The organism is Collinsella aerofaciens, assembly GCF_015557435.1.
In the GTDB taxonomy this organism is placed as follows: Bacteria; Actinomycetota; Coriobacteriia; order Coriobacteriales; family Coriobacteriaceae; genus Collinsella; species Collinsella aerofaciens_Z.
Genome location: NZ_JADNOH010000091.1, coordinates 1 through 17,023, shown reverse-complemented (window position 1 = coordinate 17,023; position 17,023 = coordinate 1). Strand labels below are relative to the sequence as shown.

Annotated in this window: 12 protein-coding genes and 1 tRNA gene; 8 read left to right on the top strand and 5 right to left on the bottom strand. The window is 62.3% G+C overall.

The window, feature by feature from the left end:
- Window positions 1-22: 22 nt before the first annotated feature.
- Window positions 23-1,528: a nicotinate phosphoribosyltransferase gene (locus I2G43_RS08970; RefSeq protein ID WP_195535890.1), complete on the top strand. Its 1,506-nt coding sequence runs from the start codon at window positions 23-25 to the stop codon at window positions 1,526-1,528.
- A gap of 79 nt (window positions 1,529-1,607) precedes the next feature.
- Entirely contained in the window at window positions 1,608-2,735 is a 1,128-nt protein-coding gene (gene proB, locus I2G43_RS08965; protein ID WP_195535889.1) for a glutamate 5-kinase, read from the top strand.
- Window positions 2,736-2,836: 101 nt separating this feature from the next.
- Here proB and I2G43_RS08960 read toward each other — a convergent pair whose 3' ends face one another.
- Window positions 2,837-4,255 (bottom strand): alpha/beta fold hydrolase, encoded by a 1,419-nt coding sequence (locus I2G43_RS08960; protein WP_195535888.1) that lies wholly within the window; start codon window positions 4,253-4,255, stop codon window positions 2,837-2,839.
- A gap of 112 nt (window positions 4,256-4,367) precedes the next feature.
- Here I2G43_RS08960 and I2G43_RS08955 point away from each other — a divergent pair, with 112 nt between their 5' ends.
- Window positions 4,368-5,654: a glutamate-5-semialdehyde dehydrogenase gene (locus I2G43_RS08955; RefSeq protein ID WP_195535887.1), complete on the top strand. Its 1,287-nt coding sequence runs from the start codon at window positions 4,368-4,370 to the stop codon at window positions 5,652-5,654.
- A gap of 59 nt (window positions 5,655-5,713) precedes the next feature.
- Here I2G43_RS08955 and I2G43_RS08950 read toward each other — a convergent pair whose 3' ends face one another.
- Together I2G43_RS08950 and I2G43_RS08945 are read right to left on the bottom strand one after the other, a co-directional pair.
- Window positions 5,714-6,313 carry an HD domain-containing protein gene (locus I2G43_RS08950; RefSeq protein WP_195535886.1) on the bottom strand — a complete coding sequence of 200 codons (600 nt, stop codon included), beginning with the start codon at window positions 6,311-6,313 and terminating at the stop codon, window positions 5,714-5,716.
- Window positions 6,314-6,421: 108 nt separating this feature from the next.
- Window positions 6,422-6,907 (bottom strand): CarD family transcriptional regulator, encoded by a 486-nt coding sequence (locus I2G43_RS08945; RefSeq protein ID WP_006235480.1) that lies wholly within the window; start codon window positions 6,905-6,907, stop codon window positions 6,422-6,424.
- A 342-nt stretch (window positions 6,908-7,249) separates the two neighbouring features.
- On the opposite strand from I2G43_RS08945, the gene argS reads away from it, so the two are divergent.
- The 4 genes from argS to I2G43_RS08925 all read left to right on the top strand — a co-directional run bounded on the left by argS (window position 7,250) and on the right by I2G43_RS08925 (window position 14,377).
- Entirely contained in the window at window positions 7,250-9,103 is a 1,854-nt protein-coding gene (argS, locus tag I2G43_RS08940) for an arginine--tRNA ligase (protein WP_117800437.1), read from the top strand.
- Between the two features lie 529 nt (window positions 9,104-9,632).
- Window positions 9,633-12,206: a transcription termination factor Rho gene (gene rho, locus I2G43_RS08935; protein WP_324249533.1), complete on the top strand. Its 2,574-nt coding sequence runs from the start codon at window positions 9,633-9,635 to the stop codon at window positions 12,204-12,206.
- 313 nt (window positions 12,207-12,519) lie between these two features.
- Window positions 12,520-13,920 (top strand): hypothetical protein, encoded by a 1,401-nt coding sequence (locus I2G43_RS08930; protein ID WP_195535885.1) that lies wholly within the window; start codon window positions 12,520-12,522, stop codon window positions 13,918-13,920.
- Window positions 13,921-13,927: 7 nt separating this feature from the next.
- Window positions 13,928-14,377 carry a VanZ family protein gene (locus I2G43_RS08925; RefSeq protein ID WP_195535884.1) on the top strand — a complete coding sequence of 150 codons (450 nt, stop codon included), beginning with the start codon at window positions 13,928-13,930 and terminating at the stop codon, window positions 14,375-14,377.
- Window positions 14,378-14,491: 114 nt separating this feature from the next.
- Here the strand turns inward: I2G43_RS08925 and I2G43_RS08920 are convergent, their stop codons facing one another.
- Complete coding sequence (locus I2G43_RS08920; RefSeq protein WP_195535883.1) at window positions 14,492-15,382, bottom strand: ROK family protein; 891 nt, start codon at window positions 15,380-15,382, stop codon at window positions 14,492-14,494.
- A 139-nt stretch (window positions 15,383-15,521) separates the two neighbouring features.
- Entirely contained in the window at window positions 15,522-16,703 is a 1,182-nt protein-coding gene (locus I2G43_RS08915; protein WP_195535882.1) for a pyridoxal phosphate-dependent aminotransferase, read from the bottom strand.
- A gap of 166 nt (window positions 16,704-16,869) precedes the next feature.
- On the opposite strand from I2G43_RS08915, the gene I2G43_RS08910 reads away from it, so the two are divergent.
- Window positions 16,870-16,946 (top strand) — tRNA-His (locus I2G43_RS08910).
- Window positions 16,947-17,023: the final 77 nt, after the last annotated feature.

Below are 17,023 nucleotides of genomic sequence, written 5' to 3'. Positions count from 1 at the left end.
AACGCATCCGAAAGGTCGCCCCATGGCTTTGACCGATATCTCTCATCCCACCGACATTGCAATGCTCACCGATCTGTACGAGCTCACTATGGCCCAGGGCCTGTGGGAGAGCGGCAAGGCCAATGAGCAGGGTTGTTTTACCGCGTTTTACCGCGACCATCCCTTTGGCAGCGCCTATGCCGTCATGTGCGGCACCGCCGAGCTGCCCGAGCTGGTCGAGAACCTGCGCTTTACGCCCGAGGATATCGACTACCTCGCCTCACTCCAGGCCCCGGCCGGCGGCGCGATGTTCAAGCCTGCATTCCTCGACTACCTGCGCGATTTTCGTGCACATGTAAACATCGACGCCGTCCCCGAGGGCGAGCTCGTCTTTCCGCGCGAACCCATGGTTCGCGTCACCGGTCCCGCGCTGGAGTGCCAGCTGCTCGAAACGGCGCTGCTCAACATCGTTGGGTTCCAGACGCTTGTCGCCACCAAGACGGCGCGCGTGGTGCTGGCGGCGGACGGCCGTCCCGTTGCCGAGTTTGGCCTGCGCCGCGCTCAGGGTCCCGATGGCGGCTTGGCCGTCGCGCGCGCGAGCTACGTTGCCGGCTGCTCCTCTACGTCCAATGTGCTCGCCGGCCGCCGCTACGGTATTCCCGTCTTTGGCACGCATGCGCACAGCTGGGTGATGAGCTTCGATTCCGAGCTTGAGGCCTTCCGCGCCTTTGCCAAGTCGAGCCCCAAGAACTGTACGCTGCTCATCGACACCTATGACGTGCGCGAGGGCTGTGAACATGCCATTACGGTTGCCAAGGAGATGGAAGCGGTGGGCGAGCGCCTGTCGGCCATTCGCATCGACTCCGGCGACCTCGCCAAGCTCTCCAAGTATGTGCGCGGCCGTTTTGATGCCGAGGGCCTGCCCTATGTGGGGATCTCGGTTTCTAACGATTTGGATGAGTACACGATTCAGTCGCTGCTCGACCAGGGCGCGCCCATCGACAGCTTTGGCGTGGGTACCAAGCTTGCGACCTGCTATGACCAGCCGGCGCTGGGCGGCGTGTACAAGCTTTCCGCCCGCCGTGCGAGCGAGGCAGATCCATGGACGCCGGTGGTCAAGCTCTCTGAGCAGCCATACAAACGCACGATCCCGGGTGTGCAACGCGTGCGCCGTTATTACGACGGCTTTGGCGGCCCGGTCTGCGACATGATCTACGACGAGGACCATCTGGCGGGGGAGGGCGCCGCGCGCGGCAATACCCTTGTGGCCGTGAACGATGCCGCCCTGGTGACCGACGTGTCCGAACTCGAGTATCGCGAGCTGCTGGTGCCGATCGTGCGCGATGGCAGTGCGGTGGCTCCGCGTGAGAGCATCCAGGACGCGCGCGAGCGCTGTGCTTGGGCGCTCGACCATCTGGACGCAGCTTTCAAGCGCTTCCTGTACCCGCAGACCTATGTGGTGGGTATGGAGCAGGGCCTGGCTCAGGTGCGCGACGAGCTCGTGCGTAAGAACATGGCCGCGGCCTCTGCCTTTCCCTGGGCTCACTAATTCCTTGGGCGGTAGGGGCGAGTCACGCTTCCCTGGCCGCCGCCTCGGCCGTTCGCTGAACAGTTGATTGGTTTGACGTATGACGACTTCTTATAAAACGATGGTGGTAAAGATCGGTTCGTCCACGGTGGTGGGCGCCGACGGCAAGGTCAACCGCGCCTTTATCGGCGGGCTTGCCGACCAGGCCGCAGCGCTGCGCGAGCTTGGCTGGCGCCTGATCGTGGTGAGCTCGGGCGCCATTGCCTGCGGCTATCCCGTGCTGGGCTTCGGCCGTAAGCCGGTCGGCGACCTGCCGAGCCTGCAGGCCTGCGCCTCGGCCGGTCAGTGCATCATCTCGTCGGCCTACGACGAGGAGTTCCATGCGCGCGACCTGCTCACCTCGCTCGTGCTGCTCACGCGTCACGACACGGCGCGCCGCACGTCCTACCTGCACGCGCGCGACGCCCTGCTTCGCCTGGTGGACCTCGGCGTGGTGCCTGTTGTCAACGAGAACGATACCGTTACCGTCGACGAAATCAAGTTTGGCGACAACGACACGCTGGCGGCGCTTGTGAGCTGTCTGGTTTCCGCCGATCTGTGCGTGACGCTCTCGGACATCGATGGCCTCTACACCGCCAATCCGCATGAGGATCCGACGGCCGAGTTTATCCCGGTCGTGCATAAGATCGATGCCAAGATTATCGCCTCGGCGGGCGATTCTTCCACATCGGTGGGTACGGGCGGCATGATCACCAAGATTCGCGCGAGCCGCATTCTCATGACGGCGGGCATTCAAAGCGTGATTTGCTCGGGCGAGGAGCCCGATGCGCTCGTGCGTCTGGCCCGCGGCGAGAGCGTGGGTACGCTGTTCGATCCGCCGGCGGAGCGCCTGGACATTGCGCCGCGCAAGTTGTGGATTGCACTGGGCGACAAGGCGCACGGCTCGGTGACGGTCGATGACGGCGCCGCGAAGGCGCTGGTCAGCCGCGGATCGTCGCTGCTCGCGGTGGGTATTCGCGAGGTCGATGGCCAGTTTGCCGAGGGCGATGTGCTCGACGTGTGCGACCCGAGCGGCATGGTTGTCGCCCGCGGTATCGCCGAGGCCGATTCGGACGTGCTGGAGCTTGCCGCCGGCCGCCGCCAGGACCAGATTGCCAGCAACCGCCTGCTCGCAGACCTGGCCGAGAAGCCCGCAATCCATAGGGACAACTTGATAGTGTTTGCATAAAGAGAGGCAGCGCTGCGGCTCGTTTTGCCAGCAGTGCTGCCTCTCCTTTTCCGGCACTTGGGGACGTTCCTATTGTGCCGGCAGGTGGGGACACTCCTTTGCTAGAAGATTCGGCGCAGGTCTCCGCGGTTGAGGGACTCGTCGAAGAGGTGCTTGAATACCACACTGCCGTGCAGGCCGTCGTGCTCGAACTCGTTGGTTACCCAGGCGTGCGAGTTGCCCACACGGCTGAGCGTGTCGAGCTGCAGACTCGAATCGACGTACATGTCATCGAAGTACACCGCGGCCTGGAGCGGCACCTCGTTGCAGGCCAGGCGCTGCGGGTCATAGATCTTGTCCCAGCTGGTGTCTTCCATCAGCAGGTCCATGGCGGGCTTGAAGGGCTTGAGCTCGGGCATCTGCTCGAACATCCACGGGAACATGGCCTCGCCGGTAAACATGAGCGGGCGCGCGAGGGTGTCGAACTCGGCGTGGTGTGCCTTCTCTTCAGCTGCGGCCCAGCGAATGGGCATGGTGTCGCCGTCGGCGTAGATGAACTCCTGAAGCGTCCAGTACAGCGGATTCGTGCGCGTGTTGGTGCGCTCGAAGGCGCGCATCAAAAAGCTGTCGGATACCGAGGAGCCGCAGCTCAGCGTACCGTCGCCTGTAACAAACGCGTGATCGATAATCCAATGCATGCGCTCAAAGCTCGGCTTCATGCCAAAGTCGCTGCCCATGAGCTGTAGGCGCTCGACCGTCATTGGCGAGCCGTCGGGCAGCACGGGCTTCTGAGCCTCGAGCGCATCGGCCAGGGCTGCCACGCGCTCGACATCGGCGGGGTAACGGTCGTAATACTGCTGCGTCTTGGCGGCCATGCGCGGGAAGGTGTGCGCGTAGACCTCGCTGGCGCTCGCCGGCACGTGCGGAATGCCGCCGCAGGTAAAGCTTGCCGCCACGCCCTCGGGGAAGAGCGACAGATAGCTCAACGTCAAAAAGCCGCCGTAGCTCTGCCCGAGCGTGACCCAGGGCCTGCCGCCAAAGCCCACCAGGCGCAGGTACTCAAAATCGCGCACGATGGAGCTGGCGAGGTGGCGCTTGAGGAAGTCCGCCTGCGAGCGGGCAGCATCGGAGCCGGCCGCCTCGGCGCGCTCGCCCAGTGCGGCAATCGTGCGCCCGTCTACACAGCTGCTGCGCCCGGTACCGCGCTGGTCGGGCAGCACGACGCGGAAATGCTTGACGGCCTCTTCGATCCAGCCATCGCTTGTGGGCGACAGCGGACGCGGGCTCTCGCCACCGGGGCCACCCTGCAAAAAGAGAAGGAGCGGCAGGTCGTCGTTGATGCGGTCGGGTGCGCAAACCACGCGGTAGAAGAGCTTGATGCTTTCGGGCGCACCTGCGATGGGCGCCGGCATGGCGCCGCGGCGCATGGTGCTGCCGACGGCCAGGAGCATCGGCTCCAGGCCGCGCCAGTCGAGGGGGACGTCGATGCTGTGGTCCTCGACATACAGGCCGGGGACGTGGTACGAAGTGATGAGGGCCATGTGAGTCTTCCGTTCGTTGCGGTGTTTCGGGTTGACCAATTCTACCGCCGCGGGCGAGGCCATGCGCAAATCGGCTACCATGGTTGCAAACTTCTAGGAGAAAGGGCCGCCCATGTCGGTCGATATAGCCACGTATGTCCACGATCTTGCCGTTGCCGCTAAGGCAGCGTCGGCCTCGCTTGCCACGGCGAGCGACGAGCAGCGCCAGGAGGCCGTGCGCGCCATGGCCGCAGCACTGCGCAACGGTGTCGACTCCATCGTCGCCGCCAACGAGCTCGATATGTCCGCCGCGCGCGATGCGGGGACCTCGGCGGGGCTCCTCGACCGTCTGCTGCTGACGCCCGAGCGCGTTGAGGGTATGGCCGCCGGCCTGGAGAAGCTCGCCGAGCTGTCCGATCCTGTCGGCCGCGTGCTCGACCACCGCGTGCTCGCAAGCGGCGTGGACCTCACCCGCGTGAGCGTGCCGTTGGGCCTGGTCGCCATGGTATACGAGGCGCGCCCCAACGTGACGGCCGACGCCGCGGGCATATGCATCCGCACCGGCAACGCCTGCATTCTGCGCGGCGGCTCGCTGGCCTATCACTCGTGTGCCATGATTGCCGAACTGCTGGCCGATGCGCTCGAGGCCAAGGGCTTTCCGCGCGAGGCCGTGTCGATGATCGAGTCTACCGACCGCGAGGCCACCGGCGAGCTCATGAAGCTCCGCGGCGTCGTCGATGTGCTCATTCCGCGTGGCGGTGCGGGCCTGATCCAGCGCTGCGTGCGCGAGTCGCTCGTTCCGGTGATCGAGACGGGCACGGGTAACTGCCACATCTACGTGCATGAATCCGCCGACTTCGATAAAGCGCTCAATATTATCGTCAACGCTAAGACGCAGCGCGTGGGCGTGTGCAATGCCGCCGAGTCGCTGCTGGTCGACCGTGCCGTGGCCGATGCGTTTTTGCCCGCGGTCGTGGCCGTGCTGCATGACCACGGCGTGCTCATTCACGGCGACGAGGCCACGTGCGCCGCATGCGCCGACGCCGGGCTTGCCGAGGGCGATGACTACGTTGCCGCGACTGAGGAGGACTGGGGTCGCGAGTATCTGGCGCTCGAGATGAGCGTGAAAGTCGTGGCAAACGAGGACGACGCCATCGCACACATCAATCGCTACGGCACGATGCACTCCGAGGCCATCGTTGCCGAGGACACGGATGCTTGCGAGTGCTTCCTGGACGCGGTCGATGCCTCGGCCGTGTACGCCAACGCCAGCACGCGCTTCACTGACGGCGGCGAGTTTGGCCTGGGCGCCGAGATCGGCATCTCGACCCAAAAGCTCCACGCCCGCGGCCCCTTTGCCGCCGAGGCCCTCACCACCTACAAATACAAGCTCCGAGGCACCGGCCAGGTCCGCCCCTAACGCCTGCACAAACAAAAACCACCACAAAGGTGCCTGTCCCCTTTGTGGTGGTTTTGGAATTAAGCCTGGAAGGTGTCGCGGTCGGGAGCGAAGGATTGCATGGCCGCGATGGTACGGTCGAAGAGCTCGGGGAGCTCCCAGCCCAGCATCTCGGCACCCTGCGTAATCACGTCGCGCGAGCATCCGGCGGCAAAGCGCTTGTCCTTGAACTTTTTCTTGAGCGACTTGGTCGTAAAGTCCATGACGCTCTTACTCGGACGCATGATGACGGCAGCGCCGATCAAGCCGGTGAGCTCGTCGCAGGCGAACAGGATCTTCTCCATCTGCAGCTCGGGCTTGGGCAGCGAGGTGTTGAAATCGGACGTGTGCGTCTGGATGGCGCGAATGAGCTCGGGAGAGGCGCCCTCGCCCTCGAGGATCTCGGCCGCATAGATGGTGTGGTTCATGGGGTCATCCTCATGCTCCTCCCAATCCAGGTCGTGCAGCAGGCCGACGATGCCCCAAAACTCCTCGTTCTCAGGGTCGAACTCGCGCGCAAAGTAGCGCATGGTGCCCTCGACCGTCTCGCCGTGGGTGATGTGGAACGGGTCCTTGTTGTGCTCGTTGAGCAGTTCGAACGCGCGGTCGCGGGTGATTCCGGCGGTAAGCGGCTCTGCCATAAGTGACTCCTTGTGCTCGTGGGTATCGCTAAGAATGAATACTACTAGAACAAGAAAACCACCACAAAGGTGCTTGTCCCCTTTGTGGTGGTTTTTGGCGCGGGTGGGTTAGTTGAGGGCGGCTTGGGCTAGGCGGGCTTCGGCGGCCTCCTCGGTGACGCCAAGGGCCACGGCGAACTCCTCGATGGAGCGGCGTTTGGCCTCCTTGAGTACGCGCATGTAGTAGGAGCTGGGCTTTTTATCGGCTTCCTCGGCCTGGCGAATGCGGTGCATCATGGTCTTTGCCACGCGGACCGTCTCGGGCGCGCCCAGCTTGAGCTGCTGTTTAAAGTGCGTCTCCTCAAGCGAGCTGTTGCGCTCGGTAAAGGTGTCGCACTCCAGCTCGTCGTAGTGGCTCAGCAGGTGCTCGGCATCTTGCTGCGAGATGGCGGCGTGCAAACGGTCGGCCTGCGCCACGGGGTACATGAGGATCGTCTGCGCATGTCCCTGCTTGGTCTCGAGCAGCAGCATGGGCTGCGGTGTATCGTCCCTAAAACCGACGACGGTGCAGACTCCCTGGCCCGGATGAATGACGTGTTGACCGATTGAGAACATGCTACCTCCAACTTATACGAATTTACGTATGTCTAGAATAACACGCTGACGTGCGCAAACCCTTACTTTATGCAGGAAAAGCACACAACTCTGATAGGTAAGAGTATTCGATAACAGACGCAGCTCATTCACACCTTTATGCATTTTCAACGCCTGCATAATCTGCAGGCAGAACGGCATCTTTGAGTGACTCCATACAAGCTGTAGTCAATTATGTGCATATGCAATATCTATTAGCTTTACCCTGCGACAGTGTCCGTCGCTTGTGATAGAGTGCTACAAACTCTGGCTTTTGCCCTACGAGTGACCAAGAGCTCGGGGGCTTTAACACAAGGAGGATCTATGCCCGAGAAGATTGAAGAGCTGGTACGCGCTGCGCTTGCTGCGGCCCAGGAGGCCGGCGACCTTTCCGCATTTGAACTTGACGATTGCGCTATCGAGCGACCGGCTGACACTTCTCATGGCGAGTGGACCTCTACCATGGCCCTGAAGTCCGCCAAGCTGGCCCACTGCGCCCCGCGCAAGATCGCCGAGGCCATCGTTGCCCATATGCCCGAGGATCCCGCGATCGAGAAGGTTGAGATCGCAGGCCCCGGTTTCATCAACTTCTACCTCTCCGTTGCCGTCAAGAATGCCATCTTTGGCGAGGCTCGCGAGAAGGGCATGGACTTCGCTAAGTCCAACGTCGGTGGTGGCCTGAAGACCCAGGTCGAGTTCGTTTCCGCCAATCCCGTCGGCCCCATGCACATCGGCCACGGCCGCTGGGCCGCGCTGGGCGATTCGCTCTGCCGCGTTATGGACCACGCCGGCTATGAGATCCAGCGTGAGTTCTACATCAATGACCACGGCTCTCAGATGAACACCTTCGGCAACTCCATCAGCACGCGCTATATGCAGCTTGCCGACATCATCGCCAAGCAGGGCGTTGATATCGACGAGGCTCACAAGCTGCTGATCGCCGACCGTGACGCCTTTGTTGCCGACGAGAACGACGAGCACCCCGAGACCCATCCGTATCAGGACAACTTTGCCGAGACTCTGGGCAAGGACTCCTACGGCGGCGACTACATCATCGACGAGGCCGCCGAGTTCTGGCGCACCGACGGCGACAAGTGGGTCGACGCCGATCCGCAGGAGCGTATGGAGAGCTTCCGTGAGCGCGGCTACGTGAAGATGGTCGACAACATGCGCGACCTCTGCCACGCCGTCAACTGCGACTTCGATCGTTGGTACTCCGAGCGCTCGCTGTACGTGAAGGACACCGAGGGCGAGACCGCCGGCACCTCCGCCGTCGACCGCGCTTTTGAGAAGCTCGACAAGATGGGCTACCTCTACACCAAGGACGGCGCCCTGTGGTTCCGTTCCACCGACCTGGGCGACGACAAGGACCGCGTCCTGATCAAGTCCGACGGCGAGTACACCTACTTCGCCTCCGACGTCGCCTATCACTGGGATAAGTTCCAGCGCGTCGATCACGTCATCGACATCTGGGGCGCCGACCACCACGGTTACATCGAGCGCGTACGCTGCGTCTGCGACGCTCTTGGCTATCCCGGCAAGTTTGAGGTTCTGCTGGGCCAGCTCGTCAACCTGCTGCGTAACGGCAAGCCCGTCCGTATGTCCAAGCGCAAGGGCACCATGGTGACCCTGCAGGAGCTCGTCGACGAGGTCGGCTCCGATGCCGCTCGCTACACCCTCATCTCCAAGAGCTCCAACCAGATGGTCGACTTCGACATCGAGGCCGTTAAGAAGCGCGACAACTCCAACCCGGTCTATTACGTGCAGTATGCCCACGCCCGCGTGTGCTCCATCCTGCGCCGTGCCGCCGACGTTACCGCCGAGCAGGCCGACGAGATGGGCATGAAGGCCGTTGCCGCCAAGGCCATCGGTGAGAACGTCGATTACTCGCTGCTGACCGACCCGACCGAGCTCGCCCTTTCGCGCAAGCTCAACGAGCTCACCGACCTGATCGCCAGCTGCGCTCGCGATCGCGCTCCGTTCCGTCTGACCCACTTTGCCGAGGAACTCGCCGGTGACTTCCACAGCTTCTACGCTGCCTGCCAGGTGCTGCCGAGCGAGGGCCGTCCCGTCGACCCCGAGCTCTCGCGTGCCCGTCTGGCCGCTTGCGATGCCGTCCGCGTGACGCTCGCCCTGGTGCTCACCCTCGTTGGCGTTTCCGCGCCTGAGCAGATGTAATCTGCGGGTCATTTGACCGTGTAGGTTTGGTTTAACTGAGCCCTATAAGCCCGATCTCCCACGGAGGTCGGGCTTTTTTCGCAAACGCCGACGTATTGACGAATTTGGAACTGCTGGAAATACGAAACTATGCCGGTTTACTTCGATGAATTGAGGAATTCCAACCATGCTGGCTTTTCGCAAAAAAGCGCAAGGCATCTACCTGCGGTTTTAGTTCAACCGGTTACGGAGTAGTCGCGGTTGAGCGATTCATCGTAGTAAACCGCCATAGTTTTGGCGGAGGCGGTCAGATTTGTGGGCGGTAAATCAAAGAGTATACCTTTTGACTGGTCGTTTAAGAACATCCCCAATGACTAAGTTGCAGGTGGCGGCGGTTGTGTTACACTAACGCTGCGTAGTTGACGCAATCATCTCGATACAGATCAATGATGTTCGTCGTTTTGAACGGAACTAGACTGTTTAGCCGCCCTGAAGGTTTATGCAGGGAGCATGTGATCACAGGGCTTGAAAAGAAAGTTGAGCAAACACTGTGTCTGATCAACAGCAAGAAAACGAAATAACGACGACGCAAGCTGCTCCCGCTGCACCGGTTGCGTCGGACCAGGTTGCGGCGCCCGCGCAAGCCTCGGCTCCTGAGACGCCTAAGGCTGCTTCGACGCCTACGCCTGCAGCGGCTGAGAAGGCCGTGCCTTCAACTGGTGAGGAGGCTGCTCCGGCAAAGCCCAAGCGTACGCGCCGCACGACCAAGCCTGCCGCTGACGGCGAGGAGGTCACCAAGCCCAAGCGCCGTACCACGCGCACGACGCGCGCCAAGCGCACCGTTGCGGCTGACTCCTCGGCGCCGATTTCCGATGAGGTCGCGCAGGCACGTGCGTTGGCGCAGATTAGCGAGGCTCAGGTGGTGCGCGCCCGCCGTCGTGCTGCCGAGCGCGAGGCCGCGGCTCTGACCGAGCTTGCAGCTCCGTCTGTGCCCGAGACGCCTGCCGCCATCGAGACCCCTGCCGCCGACCTGCCGACCGAGAAGCCGGCACCGCGCACACGCCGCCGCACGGCTGCTAAGGCCGAGCAGGTTGCGGAACAGGTGGCCCCCGAGCCCACTGAGGCTTCGGTCCGTTCCGCGGCAGGGGAGGGCACATCGCCTGTTGAGCCCGCTGCGCCTGTCGAGTCCAGCGAAGTTCCCGTTGTCGATCCGGCTTTGCGCCCGCACCGTCGCGGTCGCAAGCCCAAGGCCTTTGTCGAGGCCGAGAAGGCCGCAGCCGCAGCCGCCGCCGCTCGGGATGCTGAGGCGACCGGCAAGTCCTCAACTGCTGCCGATGCACCCGTCCAGGATGCTACGACTTCCGAGGCCGTTTCTGCCGATGCCGAGCCCGCCGACGTCCGTCCCGGTCGCAGCCGTCGCACTGCTGCTAAGCGCACGTCCAAGGCTAAGGCTGCCAAGAAGGGTGCGTCCGAGGATTCCGCCGAGACGACCGCCGATGCATCGACTGATGCCGTCGAGCCCCAGGACGTCGAACAGCCTGCATCCGAGAAGCCCAAGCGCGGTCGCAAGAAGTCCGTTAAGGTCAAGGCCGCCGAGCAGCAGGCTGATGTCGAAGCGCAGGTTGATTCTGGCGCCGAGGCCAATGACGCCGCTGCGGCCAATGTTGACACCGCCGCAACCGATGGTGCCGTCCCCGCCGAGGGCGAAGACGGCGCTCGCCCCAACCGTCGCCAGCACAAGCGCAACGAGGAGCGCAACGAGCGCAAGGACGAGCGCAACAACGACCGTCGCAACCGCCAGCGCGATCGCAAACAGCGCAACAAGGAGCGTAATGCCGCTCCCACCGAGCCCACGCTTTCGCGCGAGGAGCTCGCTGCCATGAAGGTCGCCGAACTTCGCGAGAAGGCCAAGGAGTTCGAGATCGAGACGACCGGCAAGAAGAAAGCCGAGCTCGTCGAGGAGATCTACACCACCGCCGCGAAGGCCGAGGGCTTCCGCGACATCAAGGGCATTCTGCAGATTCGCCCGGACAGCTCCGGCATCATCCACGCCCATGGCTACATGAAGTCCAACGACGACGCCTTCGTGCCCGCCTACCTCATCCGCTCCGCGCGCCTGCGCACGGGCGACGTCATCGAGGGCTCGCTGCGTCCTTCGCGCGGCGGCGACAAGCGCGCCGGCCTCGCCAAAATCACGACCATCAACGGTCTTGACCCCGAGCAGATTCGCAACCGTCCCAAGTTCGGCGACCTCACCCCGGTCTATCCCAACGAGCCGCTGCGCATGGAGCACGGCAAGGACTCTATTACCGGTCGCGCCATCGACATCGTGTCACCGATCGGCAAGGGTCAGCGTGGCCTGATCGTGTCCCCACCCAAGGCCGGCAAGACCACGATCCTCAAGAAGATCTGCCAGTCTATCTCGATTAATAACCCCGAGGTGCACCTCATCTGCCTGCTCGTCGACGAGCGTCCCGAAGAGGTCACCGATATGCAGCGTTCCATCAAGGGTGAGGTTGTGGCGTCGACCTTCGATATGCCTGCCGACAACCACACCCGCGTGGCAGAGCTCGTCATCGAGCGCGCCAAGCGCATCGTGGAGCTGGGTGGCGACGTCGTGGTGGTGCTCGACTCCATCACGCGTCTTGCCCGTGCCTACAACTTGGCGGCGCCCGCCTCGGGCCGCATCCTTTCGGGCGGCGTCGATTCGGCGGCCCTGTATCCGCCCAAGCGCTTCCTGGGCGCAGCCCGCAATATCGAGAACGGTGGCTCGCTCACCATCCTGGCCTCTGCCCTCATCGACACCGGTTCCAAGATGGACGAGGTCATCTTTGAGGAGTTCAAGGGCACCGGCAACATGGAGCTTAAGCTCGACCGCGACCTGGCCGACCGCCGCATCTTCCCGGCTATCGACCCCGTTGCCTCCGGTACGCGTAACGAGGACCTGTTGGTCGACGAGCAGATGCGCCCGTTTGTCTTTGGTCTGCGTCGCATTCTTGCCGGTATGAACAACACCGAGCGCGCAGCCGCATCGTTTATCAAGGGTCTTAAGGGCACCAACACCAACCAGGAGTTCCTGGTGCGTTCGGCCAAAAAACACAGCGACTACGAGCAGACGTTCTAGGCTGTCATCCACGCGCTGCGATAGTCATCAATGCGATAAAGGGTCGGGGCTTTGAGCCGCGGCCCTTTTCCATAGCGCCGCTCCGCGCTTATTTTTGACCGTAAGACCGACGAGCAGCAGGTTTCCCGTTTCAATCCGACATCGTCGCTTGCAATCGGCAGGGCGGTTTCGCATAATAGCTTTTAAGCTTCGCGACGGAAAACGCAGATGAAACGAACCATATACCGTTGCTTTGGGGCATAGCCCCGCTTCATCTTCTCTCGCGCAGCCAACTGAATGATGCGATTTGGGTGCTGGAAGATGGGGAGAGCTCATGGCTTCTTCTGATGCAACACAACGAGCAGTCCTTGCCGGACTTTCGTGCGGGATCGGCCTTGCCGCTCCCGTGGTTATGTATGCCGCGACGCTGCCGTTTTCGTCGGTGAACGAGACGGTCGTGGCGGGTGCGGTTCCCTTCGCCGTGGGCGCGGTGGCGGGCGTGGGTATCTATGCCGCCTCGCTGGGTATCTCCGAGTATCGTGCGCAGCGTGAAGAGCGTCTGTTCCAGCCCGATGCCATGGGCGGTGCCGCAAATCTCAATCAGCATCAAAGCGAGTTCAAGACCGCCTCGATTCCAGCTCAGCAGCAGGATGCGATACCTTACGCTGCGGCTTCTGCTTCTCGGGCTCAGTCGGAACAGTCTACCTCGGCATTCCTTTCCGGCCTGACCGGTGCGTTCCAGCGCCGTCATGCCGACGATGGTGTTCCTACCATCGCTCGAGCCGCAGATGCTATGGACGAGGCCGAGGCTTGGTCCATGATCGACAGCATGCTCGACGACGATTCGCCGGTTAGCTGCGACCCTGCGCGCTCGCGCGACGTCTATCAAGTCGCCATCGACGAGCTCACCAACGGCGGGCAGACCGGCTCCTTCAATCGCGACGACATCGCCGCCGCCGCGCGTGCCGTGTCGGGCTCCCAGGCCGCCCCTGCGGGCAGCACGGCGGCTTTCGTGGCACTCGTTGCCAACGCGGCAGCCAATAACGCCTACAGCGCTACCTCGGCGGACGCGAACGCTTCTGCCGATAATTCGTACGTTGATGAAGACATGACCGCGGACGAGGAGGCCGTTGCCGCCCGCCGTGCCGCCGAAAGCTCGCTTTGGGGCGCTCCTGCCCAGCAGCAGGCGGCTGAGGCTGCGCCGTACAACGCAAACCTTGCCAGCATGCCTATCATTTCCGGTGCCGCGGACATCGATCTCGATGACCTCGATGAGCCTGCAGCCATCACCGCATCGATTGATGCCCAAGATCGCATCGACACCGGCGACCTTCCGGATGCCTCGCTCGAGGTTGATGTCCCCATGGCCGATTACTCGGGCCACGAGGACATGTGGGCCGCCGCCACCGCGATTCTGGATGAGATTGACGAGCCTGCTCCCGTTGCAGCCCCCGCTCCCGTCGCTGCCCCTCAGCCTGCTGCCCCCGCCTATGTCGGCCGTCACAGCGCTGTGTTCCCCGAGGATACCGCCCGTATCTCGCGCGAGGGCATCGAGCGGGCCGAGGCTATTGCCGCCGGCATTATGGAAAATCGTCGTCACGAGCGCGTCAATCAGATCCTCGAGGAAGAGATCGAGCGCCTGCAGTCCTCTACCGCCAAGCGTACGGGCCGTGCCTATCTGAGCGTTATCGAGGGCGGTACCGCCAGCTTCGCGCCGCTCCGCGCGGAGGCATAACTTCTGCATGGTTAAGATCAATCGAAAATGGGCGGTCGTGACCTGCCTGATGGCGCTCTTGATCTGGGGCAATTCGCTGGTTCCCGGCTCGGGGTCGGGCTCGCTGAGCCTAACGGTCATGGAAGCTATCCGCGGTTTCCTGCACGGCGTGGGACTTCCATATGCATGGGTGACCAACTTTGTTGTTCGCAAGTGCGCGCATTTCACCGAGTATATGGTGCTCGGCATCCTGGCAACGCATGCCTTTGATTATGAGGGGCGGCGCACCTTTGACGTGCTGCTGCCCACGGCGGTGTTCCTGCTGCTGATTCCCTCGATCGACGAGACGATTCAGCTCTTTGTGCCGGGACGTGCCGGCATGATCACCGATGTGATGATCGACTGCTGTGGAGCGGCAACGGGCGTTGTGCTCCGATATCTCTTACGGTCGCTGATGTGCGCCAAAAAAGCCGCCTAGGACGTATTGTTTGGTCCTAGGCGGCCTTTTTTATTCGAGGGCTTATATGGGGCGTGGTGGCGTTGTTCCGTAGGTCGGATTTGCCGGGCGCGCCACGCCCTGCGGGTGCGTCTGCTACTGAAGCGCCTGTGCGCCCAGGGCCAAGCAGCCCATAATGCCCTGCTTGCCCTCGAGGCTGTTGTTGACGATGTAGCTATCGATGTCGACCATCTCGGACGTGACGATGTAGCCGTTGAGCATCTCGGCACACTTCTTGCGCGCGAGCGGCACGATGGGGGTGTGGTCGGCCACGCCGCCACCGATGACGATCTTCTGCGGTGCGTAGCACAGGATGTAAGTCATGAGCGCCTGCGCAAGGTATCCGGCAAGCAGGTCCATGGCATCTGGGTCGTCGGCCATCTCTCCGGCGCTCTTGCCGCCCCAGCGCTTTTTGACGCCGGGGCCGGCGATGAGGCCCTCGAGGCAGTTGTCGTGGAAGGGGCAGCCGCTGTGCTCGCCGATGGTGTCGCGCGGGTCGCGAGTGACCAGGATGTGGCCGGCCTCGGGATGCATCATGCCGTGCACGAGCTTACCGCCCGAGAGCACGCCGGCGCCCACGCCGGTACCGATGGTCAGATACACCACGTCAGTGAGGCTCTGGGCGCAACCAAAGGTGACCTCGCCCAGGCAGGCGACGTTGACGTCGGTGTCGTAGCCGCAGGGAATATTGAGCTCGTTTTGGATGGTGCCCAGCAGGTCAAAGTAGCGCCATGCCGTTTTGGGCGTCTCCAGGATCTTGCCGTATTGGGGCGAGGCAGGGTTGACTGCGGTGGGGCCAAAGGCGCCGATGCCCAGCGCGGCGATGCCCTTGTTCGCAAACCATGCGTTGACGGCCTCAACGGTCTCCTGCGGGGTCGTGGTCGCGATCTGCTCACGCTCCAGGACCGTACCGTCTGCATAGCCCGTGGCGCAGACCATCTTGGTGCCGCCGGCCTCGAGCGCTCCGATAAGCTGCTGCTCTTGCATAGTATTCCTCTCTCTGGGACGAGTTGCTCCTTCTCTAAAGTATAGCGCTCTAAAAAATAAATGAGGTCGCTATAAAAAGAAACCTCGTATCCCAACGGGTTCACGAGGTTTCTTTAGTGCCTTTAGTTACTGGCCGTCCTTACCCGCGTGGCTCGATTTTATCACGCAGGGACTTGAGGTTCTCCAGCGCGGCGCTAAGCGTCTCGTCTCGCTTGGCAAAGTGGAAGCGGATGAGGTGGTTGACGGGCTCGCGGAAGAAGCTTGAGCCGGGCACGGCGCCCACGCCCACCTTGGACGCGAGGTCCTCGCAGAAGTCGAGGTCGCTGTTATAGCCAAACTCCGAGATATCCATCATCACGTAGTAGGCGCCCTGCGGCACGTTGTGCGTGAGTCCGATGCTGTCGAGTCCCTGACAGAATAGGTCGCGCTTGGCGGTGTAGAGGTCGAGGACCTCCTGGTAATAGCTGTCGTCGAAGTTGAGGGCGGTGACGACGGCCTCTTGCAGGGGAGCGGCGGCGCCCACGGTGAGGAAGTCGTGAACCTTTTTGATGCGCTCGGTGATTTCGGCAGGAGCGATGGTGTAGCCCAGGCGCCAGCCGGTGATGGAGTAGGTCTTGGATAGCGAGCTGCAGCTGATGGTGCGCTCAAACATGCCGGGCAACGTGGCCATGTACACGTGCTCGTGGGGCGCGTAGACGATGTGCTCGTAGACCTCGTCGGTGATGCAGTAGGCGTCATACTTTTTGCACAGGTCGGCGATAAAGGTGAGTTCCTCGCGGGTAAAGACCTTGCCGCAGGGGTTGGACGGGTTGCATAGGACGATCGCCTTGGGATCGTTGTCGCGGAAGGCCGCCTCGAGGACCTCACGGTCAAAGTCAAAGGTGGGCGGGTTGAGCGGCACGTAGATGGGCTCGGCACCCGAAAGGATCGTGTCGGCGCCGTAGTTCTCGTAGAATGGCGAGAAAATGACGACCTTGTCGTCGGGGTTGGTGACCGTCATCATGGCGGCCATCATGGCCTCGGTGGAGCCGCAGGTGACCACGATGTTCTCGTTGGGGTTGATCGGCATGCCCATAAAGTGCTCCTGCTTGGCGGCAAGCGCCTCGCGCATGGCTTGGGAGCCCCAGGTGATGGAGTACTGGTGGTAAAGCGGCTTGGGGTCGGTGGCGATGGTGCCGAGGCTATTGAGCAGCTGCGCCGGGGGATCAAAGTCGGGGAAGCCCTGTGACAGGTTGACGGCGCCATACTTGTTGGAGATGCGCGTCATGCGACGGATGACGGAATCGGTAAACGTTGCCGTGCGGTTGGAGAGTTCTTTCATGCCGGTCCTTTCGAGCATTTGCAGTGGGGCAAGTTTACTCCTATGAAACCGGTGGGAAATGCTCGAAATGGTCTCGAAAAACTCTTTTCAAAATTCTTGAAAATTGGGGCTTGCATCGCGTGGCGTTCCTTGCAATAATAGTCGAGCGCGAAGCGCACAGGACACGGTGGGTGTAGCTCAGTTGGCTAGAGCGACGGGTTGTGGTCCCGTAGGTCGAGGGTTCGAGTCCCTTTACCCACCCCAGTTCTTGCTTCGTGTTGATATCGGGTCGTTAGCTCAGTTGGTAGAGCAGGGGACTCTTAATCCCAAGGTCCAGGGTT